Source organism: Amycolatopsis sp. NPDC006125 (assembly GCF_040614195.1).
Taxonomy (GTDB): Bacteria; Actinomycetota; Actinomycetes; order Mycobacteriales; family Pseudonocardiaceae; genus Amycolatopsis_E; species Amycolatopsis_E tucumanensis.
In genome coordinates this window covers 19175-27206 of the sequence record NZ_JBEXTZ010000107.1, presented here as the reverse complement: position 1 = coordinate 27206, position 8032 = coordinate 19175, and the positions used below count along the sequence as shown (strand labels likewise).

Genomic DNA, 8032 nt, shown 5'->3' with positions numbered 1-8032 from the left:
CACGGTGCTCCCGGGGGCGGGCCGGGGCGCGAGCAGCTGCGCGTCGGCGTCGACGTCCTGGACCGCGAGGTCGTGGTGCGCGTCGCGGGCGACGTCGACCTGGAGAGCGCCAGGCACCTGGAGCAGGCCGTGACCGAGTCGGCCGAACGGATTCCGCCGGTGCTGGTGGTCGACCTGACCGGCGTGGCGTACTTCGGCTCCGCCGGGATGCGGGTGCTGGCCGGGTTGCAGCAGCGCTGCGGCGGCGCCACGTGCGTCCGGGTGGTCGCCGCCGACCAGCGCGTGCTGCGGCCGCTGGAGATCACCGGGCTCACCGAGGTGCTCGACATCTACCCCACGGTGGCCGACGCCCTGCGCTGATGACCGTCCACTGAGGACGCTCGTCAGGGCACGACGACCGCGCGGCCGACGACGTCACCGGCCTCCAGCCGCCGGTAGGCCTCCAGCGCCTCGTCCAGCGGGAAGGTGGTCGCGGTGACGCGCAGGAGCCCGCGCGCGGCCAGGTCGAGGACCTCGACCAGTTCGGGCCTGCTGCCCCAGTAGGTGGACTGCACCGACATCTCGTAGGGCACGCCGAAGAACGACACCGGCAGCGTGCCGCCGCCGAGACCGATGATCGTCAGGTCGCCCAGCATGCGGCCGGCCGCGGCGCCGAGCGCCAGTGTGGCGTCGTTGCCCACACAGTCGAACACCGCGTCGGCGCCCCGGCCACCGGTGGTGCCGCGGATCGTGTCCGCGGCCCGGCCGCCCGCGGGCACCACGAGATCGGCGCCGGCCCGCTCCGCGAGTTCGAGCGCCGCCGCCCTGGTGTCCACCGCGATGACGCGCGTCGCGGTGGTGGCCTTGAGGATCTGCACCGCGAGGTGCCCGAGCCCGCCGATCCCGATCACGACCGCGGTGCTGCCCGGCGGCAGCTTCGGCCAGGACCGGCGCACCGCGTGGTAGGGGGTCAGGGCGGCGTCGGTCAGCGGCGCCGCGGTCACCGGGTCCAATCCGTCCGGCAACGGGACCAAGTGCCGGGCCTCCGGCACGAGCATGAACTCGGCCATGCCGCCGTCCAGCCCCAGCCCACCACCGCCGCTCGGAATCGGCGCCGCCGCCGGATCCTCGCAGTAGGTGTCGAGCCCGGCGAGGCACCGGGAACAGGCGCCGCAGCCCCACGACCCGTGCACCGCCACCGGCGTGCCGACGGGCAGGCCGGTGACGCCTTCGCCGGTTTCGTGGACCCATCCGGCGTTCTCGTGCCCCAGCGTGAAGGGCGGCTCCCAGGGCAGCTGCCCCGCTCCGAACTCCCGCATCAGGTGCAGATCCGAGTGGCAGGCGCCGGCCCCGCCGATCCGGACCACCACCTGTCCCGGGCCCGGCCGGGGCTGGTCCACCTCCACCAGTTCCGGGTCGGACTTCCACGTCGGCAACCGCCACGCCCGCATCGCGCCTCCTTCAATTCGCCTGTCGGCCACCGTCGCCGTCGGCCTGCCGCGGCACTAGGGACTTCGAGCCGTTCGGCGTGGGACTTCCTGCCCTTTCCGCCGCCGATCACCGGCGGCGAGCCTGGAGGCATGCCGGAGACCGGGATCGACGTTCGCGAGACCCACATCGGCGCGGTGTTCCTCGTGGGCGACCGCGCCTACAAGCTCAAGAAGCCGGTGGACCTCGGGTTCCTCGACTTCACCGACCGCGCCACCCGGGAACGGGTGTGCCACCGGGAGGTCGAGCTCAACCGGCGCCTGTCGCCCGACGTGTACCTCGGTGTGGCCGATATGCACGGCCCGGACCACGAGGTGTGCGAGCACCTGGTGGTGATGCTCCGCATGCCAGAGGACCGCAGGCTGTCGACCCTGGTGCGTGCCGGGGCGCCGCTGGAGCACACCGTTCGCGTGCTCGCCCGGACCCTGGCGCGCTTCCACGCCGCCGCCGAACGCGGTCCGCGCATCAGCGAGCAGGGCTCGCGGGCGGCGATCCGGCGACGGTGGGAGGACAGCTTCGCGCAGGTCCGCCCGTTCCACGGCGTCGTGCTGCACCAGGAGACCGCCGACGAGATCGAGCGGCTGACCCGCGAGTTCCTCGACGGGCGGGACGCGTTGTTCCAGCGGCGGCTGAGCGACGGGCGCGTGGTGGACGGTCACGGCGACCTGCTCGCCGACGACATCTTCTGCCTCGACGACGGTCCGCGCGTGCTGGACTGCCTCGAGTTCGACGACCGGCTGCGCTGGGTGGACGGCCTCGACGACGTCGCCTTCCTCGCCATGGACCTCGAACGCCTCGGCGCGGCCGGGCTCGCCGGGCAGCTCCTCGACGACTACGCCGAGTTCTCCGGCGACCCCGCTCCCCCGGCGCTGCGCCACCACTACATCGCCTACCGCGCGTTCGTGCGCGTCAAGGTCGCCTGCCTCCGGTTCGCCCAGGGCGACGACAGCGCGGCCGGACTCGCCCGCTCCTACGCCGACATCGCGCTGCGCCACCTGCGGCTCGGCCGGCCGCGGATGATCCTCGTCGGCGGCCTCCCCGCCTCCGGCAAGTCCACCCTGGCCGGTTCGGTCGCCGACCGGCTGGGCGCCACGGTGCTGCGCAGCGACCGCATCCGCAAGGAACTGGCGGGCGTCACCCCGGAGGACAGCGCGGCCGCCGGTTACCGCGAAGGCCTCTACGGCCCGGAGACGACGAAACTGACCTACGACGAGATGCTGCACCGCGCCGGCGAACTGCTCGCGCTCGGGGAGACCGTCGTGCTGGACGCCTCCTGGTCCGAGGCGCACCACCGCCTCGCCGCGGCGAAGGCAGCCGAGCGCGCGGGCAGCCCGCTCGTGCAGCTCCGCTGCTGGGCGCCGGAGACGGTCACCGCCCACCGGCTGGCCACCCGGACCGGCTCGATCTCGGACGCGACGCCGGAGATCCTGCAGCACATGGCGAGCGACGTGCACCCCTGGCCGGAGGCGCACACCGTCCTGACCGCCGGCACCACGGAGGACTCGCTCGCGCAGGCGCTGGCCTACCTGGACTGACACCCCCAGCGACCGCGCCAGGCGGAGGTGGCGGAGCGGGCCGACTACCGGCTCGCCCACCTCCGCGACGGCCTACCCGGCCTGAACCCCCACCAGCGACAGCGCGCCGCGGCACAGTTCGAGGTCCTCGCGTGCCGTCACCACCAGCACCGCGGGCCCGTCGCCGGAACTCACCACCCGGTCACCGCTTCCGCCGGGCAGGGCGGCACGCAGGCCGAGGACCTCGCATCCGGCGATGATCTCGCCGACCACGCCGGGCTGGTGTTCGGCCACGCCGCCGGTGAACACGACCGCGTCGAGGCGGTCCAGGCTCATCGCCGCCGCGCCGATCTCCCGCCGAAGCCGGTGCACGTACACCTCCAGCGCCTCCCGGGCGTCGCGGTCCCCGCCGTCCCGCGCCGCGAGCACTTCCCGCACGTCGCCCGACGTGCCGGTCATCCCGGCCAGCCCGGACTCGCGGTGGAGCACGTGCGCCAGCTGCGGCACGGTGACCTCGCCGGTTTCGAGCACGTGCAGCAGCAACCCGGGATCGACCGAGCCGGACCGGGTCGCCATCGCCGCGCCCTCCAAGGCCGTGAAGCCCATCGAGGTGTCCACACTCGCGCCACCACGGATCGCGGTGACCGACACGCCGGCCCCGATGTGCGCGACCACCAGCCGCAGGTCGTCCTCGGCGCGGCCGAGCAGTTCCGCGGCCCGGCGCAGCGCGTGACGGCACGACAGCCCGTGGAAACCGTAGCGGCGCAACCGGTTCTGGCTCGTCCACGCCCGCGGCAGCGGGTAGCGCGCGGCGCCCGGCGGCAGTCCGGTGTGGAAGGACGTGTCGAAGCAGCCCACGACCGGCGTGCCCGGCAGCAGCCGGCGCACCACTCGGGCGACGTCGACCGACAACGGCTGGTGCAACGGCGCCAGCGGGGTGAGTCGCTCCAGTTCGCGCAACACCGCGTCGTCGAGCACGACCGGCCCCGGCCGGGACCCGCCGTGCACGAACCGGACCGCCACGCAGCCGGGCGGCCCCCACTCCGCCAGCGCCTCGGACACGGCCCGCTCGTCGGCGCGGGCGTCCGCCGCCTGCCACGTGCGGCTGTCCACCACGTCGCCGTCGTGCAGGGCGGCCTTCAGCGACGACGACCCGGGGTTGAGGGTCAGCACCCGCATCGCGCTCACCGGGTCCAGCGCCACTCGCGGACCTCCGGCAGGTCCTCGCCGTGCTCGCGGATCCACCGGCGGTGCCGGGTGCGCGCGTCGGCCATCGCCTGCCGGGTCGTGCCCGCCGTCCGCAGCAGCCCGGGCACCCGGTCGATCACGTCGATCACCAGCTGGAACCGGTCCATGTCATTGAGCACCAGCATGTCGAACGGCGTCGTGGTCGTCCCGCGCTCCTTGTAGCCCCGCACGTGCAGCCCCGCGTGGTTGGCGCGGCGGTAGGCCAGCCGGTGGATCAGCCACGGGTAGCCGTGGTAGGCGAAGATCACCGGCCGGTCCCGCGTGAACAACGCGTCGAACTCGCGGTCGGTCATGCCGTGCGGGTGCTCGGTGTCCGGCTGCAGCCGCATCAGGTCGACCACGTTCACCACCCGCACCGCCAGCTCCGGCAGGTGCTCCCGCAGCAGGGTGACCGCGGCCAGCACCTCCAGCGTCGGGGCGTCACCCGCGCACGCCAGCACCACGTCGGGCTCGTGGCCGGGGTGGGTGCTCGCCCACTCCCAGATCCCGGCGCCGCGGGCGCAGTGCAGCGCGGCCTGCTCGGCGTCGAGCCAGTCCGGGGTGTCGTTCTTGCCCGCCACGATGACGTTGACGTAGTCCCGGCTGCGCAGGCAGTGGTCGGCGACGGTCAGCAGCGTGTTCGTGTCCGGGGGCAGGTACACCCGCACGACCTCGCTGCTCTTGTTGGCCACGTGGTCGATGAAGCCAGGGTCCTGGTGCGAGAAGCCGTTGTGGTCCTGCCGCCACACGTGGGAGGTGAGAAGGTAGTTCAGCGACGCCACCGGGCGCCGCCACGGGATGTCCCGTGAGCTGCGCAGCCACTTGATGTGCTGGTTCACCATCGAGTCGACGATGTGCACGAACGCCTCGTAGCAGGAGAACAGCCCGTGCCGCCCGGTGAGCAGGTAGCCCTCCAGCCAGCCCTGGCACAGGTGCTCCGACAGCACCTCCAGCACCCGGCCGTCGCGGGACAGGTGCTCGTCGACCGGTTCGATCGCGGCCTGCCAGCCCTTTCCGGTGGCCTGGTAGACCGCGTCGAGGCGGTTGGAGGCCGTCTCGTCCGGGCCAAACAGCCGGAAGTTCCGCCTGCCCGCGCTGCGCTCGGCCACCTCCCGCAGGTAGCGGCCCAGCACGCGGGTCGGTTCGTGCACGCTCGTGCCCGGTTCGGTGACCCGCGGCGCGTGGTCGCGCGGATCGGGCAGGTCGAGCGGCCGCAGCAGCGCGCCGCCGTTGGCGTGCGGGCTGGCGCCCATCCGCCGGGTGCCGGACGGGATCAGCGCGGTCACCTCCGGCGTGGGGCGGCCGTCAGCGTCGAACAGCTCCTCCGGCCGGTAGGACCGCAGCCAGCGTTCCAGCGCCGCCAGGTGGTCCGGGTTCTCCCGCACGGCGGGCAGCGGCACCTGGTGCGCGCGCCACGTCCCTTCCACCGGCACACCGTCCACTTCGGACGGCCCGGTCCAGCCCTTGGGGCTGCGCAGCACGATCACCGGCCACCGCGGCCGCCCGGTCGCGGCGCCGGATCGCGCCGCGGCCTGGATGTCCCTGATCTCGGCGACGACGTCGTCAAGCGTCGCGGCCATCGCCTGGTGCATTGTCGCCGGGTCGGAGCCTTCGACGTGGTAGGGCCGGTAGCCGTAACCCCGCAGCAGGTCGTCGAGCTCGTCGCGCGGGATCCGGGACAGGACCGTCGGGTTGGCGATCTTGTAACCGTTGAGGTGCAGGACCGGCAGCACCGCGCCGTCGTGCACCGGGTCGAGGAACTTGTTCGCGTGCCAGCTCGCGGCCAGCGGCCCTGTCTCGGCTTCGCCATCGCCGATCACACAGGCGACCAGCAGGTCCGGGTTGTCGAACGCGGCGCCGTACGCGTGCGCCAGCGAGTAGCCCAGTTCGCCGCCCTCGTGGATCGAGCCCGGCACCACCGGGGCGACGTGGCTGGGCACCCCGCCGGGAAACGAGAACTCGCGGAACAGCGTCCGCATCCCCGCCACGTCCTGCGTGACGTCCGGCGTCAGTTCGGGGTAGCTGCCCTCCAGCCAGGTGTGCGCCAGCAGCGCCGGCCCGCCGTGCCCCGGCCCGGTCACGAAGATCGCGTCCAGGTCGTGCGCCACGATGGCGCGGTTGAGGTGCGCGTAGACGAAGGTCAGTCCGGGCGAGGTGCCCCAGTGGCCGAGCAGCCGCGGTTTGACGTGCCCCGGCGTCAGCGGCTCGCGCAGCAGCGGGTTGTCCATCAGGTAGATCTGGCCCGCCGCGAGGTAGTTCGCGGCGCGCCACTGGGAGTCCACTTGGGACAGTTCGCGGCCGGTGAGTGCGGCGCGTGACGGCGCCTCGGTGGTGCTCACGAGCCGGGCCGCGGGCGGACGATCATCACCGGGCACTGCGCGTGGTGGATCAGCGCCTGGCTGGTCGAGCCCAGCAGCAGCCCGCTGAACCCGCCCCGGCCGCGGCTGCCCACGACGACCAGCTGGGCCTGCGCGCTCCAGCTCAGCAGCTGGTGCCGCGGCCGGTCCCGCGCGACGACCCGCTCGACCCGCACGTCGGGGTACTTCTCCTGCCACCCGGCGAGCCGCTCGGCCAGCAGCCGCCGCTCGTCGGCGGCGATCTCCTCCCAGTCCAGCGCGATCGGCACCATCGACGGGTAGCCTGCGAAGTCCACATCGGACCAGACGTGCACCGCCACCAGGCCGGCGCCGCGCCACGACGCCTCCTCGAACGCGGCCGCGAGGGCGCGCTCGCCGACCGGGCTGCCGTCGACGCCGACGACCACCGGGCCCTCCGCGTTCTCCCGTCCGCGGACGACCACCACCGGGCACCGCGCGTGCGCGGCGACCTCGACGGTCGTCGAGCCGACCAGCATCCCGGCGAACCCGCCGGTGCCGGAACAGCCGAGGACGACAGTCCGGGCGGTGCGGGAGGCCTCGATCAGGGCCAGCGCTCCGGTCTCGGTCGGCCGGCCCGTGGTGATCGTCAGGTCCGTGCCCCCGGCTTCGCGGGCGGTCCGGACGGCGTCGGCGACCAGGTCGTCGGCCGCCTTGACCAGCTCGTCGTAGGCCTGCTGCAGTACCGCGAGACCCGCGCCGTCGAAGCCGGTGATCGGCGCGAAGCCGTGGACGATGCGCAGGGGTTCGTGGCGCTGCCGGGCCGCCTCGGCGGCCCACCGCAGGGCACGCGTGGCCTCCTCGGAGCCGTCCACGCCGACGACGATCGCGTTGCCGTTCATCAGATCCCTCCCGGGTGCGCCGCCACGGCGCTGGCGCTGACGACGCCGGGCACGGCCTCGGCCAGCACGGTCGCCACGTGGCGGTCGGTCTCGTCGTCGAACTCGTCGGCGATGTGCACCACGCCGTCGCGCACCTCCACGTGCCAGCGGTCGGGGCCGCCGTAAAGGCACAGATGCCGGCGCACGTCGCCGGCGATCTCGCTGTCGCTGCGGGCGAAGACTCGCACGATGTCGCCGCGGGTGACGATGCCGACGACCTGGCCGCCCTCGGCGATGGGCATGGCGCGGATCCGGGCGTCCAGCAGGGCGCGGCTGAGCGTGGCCAGGTCGGTGCCCGGGGGCATCGCGGTGGCCGGCGTGGTCATCACCTCGCCCACGGTGGCGCCCGGCGCGCGGTCCGTCCGGTCCTCGTGGGTCCGCGGGTCGCGGGGCAGCCGGTCGGCGACCAGGTCGGCCTCGGTGACGATGCCGACCAGCCGTTCGTCGTCGTCCACGACCGGCAGGGCGGTGAACCCGCGGGACGACAGAATCCGCGCCGCCTCCTTCGCCGAGGTCCGCGGCGTCACGGTCGTGACCGGCCGGCTCATGATGTCCTGTGCTCGCATGG

Annotated in this window: 7 protein-coding genes; 2 read left to right on the top strand and 5 right to left on the bottom strand. The window is 73.9% G+C overall.

Features of this window, described 5'->3' with window-relative positions; genetic code table 11:
- Nucleotides 1–360, top strand: a 360-nt coding sequence (locus tag ABZ193_RS36375; RefSeq protein WP_354713102.1) for an STAS domain-containing protein, incomplete at its 5' end; no start/stop codon positions are given.
- A 23-nt stretch (nucleotides 361–383) separates the two neighbouring features.
- On the opposite strand, the gene ABZ193_RS36370 is transcribed toward ABZ193_RS36375, so the two are convergent.
- A complete protein-coding gene (locus tag ABZ193_RS36370) occupies nucleotides 384–1430 on the bottom strand; it encodes an NAD(P)-dependent alcohol dehydrogenase (protein WP_354713100.1) in 1047 nt (348 codons plus the stop codon).
- A gap of 129 nt (nucleotides 1431–1559) precedes the next feature.
- Here ABZ193_RS36370 and ABZ193_RS36365 point away from each other — a divergent pair, with 129 nt between their 5' ends.
- Nucleotides 1560–3002, top strand: a complete 1443-nt coding sequence (locus ABZ193_RS36365; protein WP_354713098.1) for an AAA family ATPase — start codon at nucleotides 1560–1562, stop codon at nucleotides 3000–3002.
- A 72-nt stretch (nucleotides 3003–3074) separates the two neighbouring features.
- Here ABZ193_RS36365 and ABZ193_RS36360 read toward each other — a convergent pair whose 3' ends face one another.
- Genes ABZ193_RS36360 through ABZ193_RS36345 form a run of 4 tightly spaced genes read right to left on the bottom strand, consistent with a single transcriptional unit; the run spans nucleotide 3075 to nucleotide 8030 of the window.
- Entirely contained in the window at nucleotides 3075–4160 is a 1086-nt protein-coding gene (locus ABZ193_RS36360; RefSeq protein ID WP_237340017.1) for an acetate kinase, read from the bottom strand.
- 5 nt (nucleotides 4161–4165) lie between these two features.
- Nucleotides 4166–6547 (bottom strand): phosphoketolase family protein, encoded by a 2382-nt coding sequence (locus ABZ193_RS36355; RefSeq protein ID WP_354713097.1) that lies wholly within the window; start codon nucleotides 6545–6547, stop codon nucleotides 4166–4168.
- The gene (locus ABZ193_RS36350; RefSeq protein ID WP_354713095.1) at nucleotides 6544–7425 is read right to left on the bottom strand and encodes a universal stress protein; all 882 of its coding nucleotides are present in this window, start codon (nucleotides 7423–7425) and stop codon (nucleotides 6544–6546) included. Before ABZ193_RS36350 ends, ABZ193_RS36355 begins: the two co-directional genes overlap by 4 nt.
- Nucleotides 7425–8030, bottom strand: coding sequence for a CBS domain-containing protein (locus tag ABZ193_RS36345; RefSeq protein ID WP_354713093.1), 606 nt, complete (start codon nucleotides 8028–8030; stop codon nucleotides 7425–7427). Before ABZ193_RS36345 ends, ABZ193_RS36350 begins: the two co-directional genes overlap by 1 nt.
- Between the last annotated feature and the right edge of the window lie 2 nt (nucleotides 8031–8032).

What these genes read in the sequence shown, in the direction of transcription:
- ABZ193_RS36370 (WP_354713100.1), bottom strand. Translation starts at nt 1,430, where the DNA reads ATGCGGGCGTGGCGGTTGCCGACGTGGAAGTCCGACCCGGAACTGGTG.
- ABZ193_RS36365 (WP_354713098.1), top strand. Translation starts at nt 1,560, where the DNA reads ATGCCGGAGACCGGGATCGACGTTCGCGAGACCCACATCGGCGCGGTG.
- ABZ193_RS36360 (WP_237340017.1), bottom strand. Translation starts at nt 4,160, where the DNA reads ATGCGGGTGCTGACCCTCAACCCCGGGTCGTCGTCGCTGAAGGCCGCC.
- ABZ193_RS36350 (WP_354713095.1), bottom strand. Translation starts at nt 7,425, where the DNA reads ATGAACGGCAACGCGATCGTCGTCGGCGTGGACGGCTCCGAGGAGGCC.
- ABZ193_RS36345 (WP_354713093.1), bottom strand. Translation starts at nt 8,030, where the DNA reads ATGCGAGCACAGGACATCATGAGCCGGCCGGTCACGACCGTGACGCCG.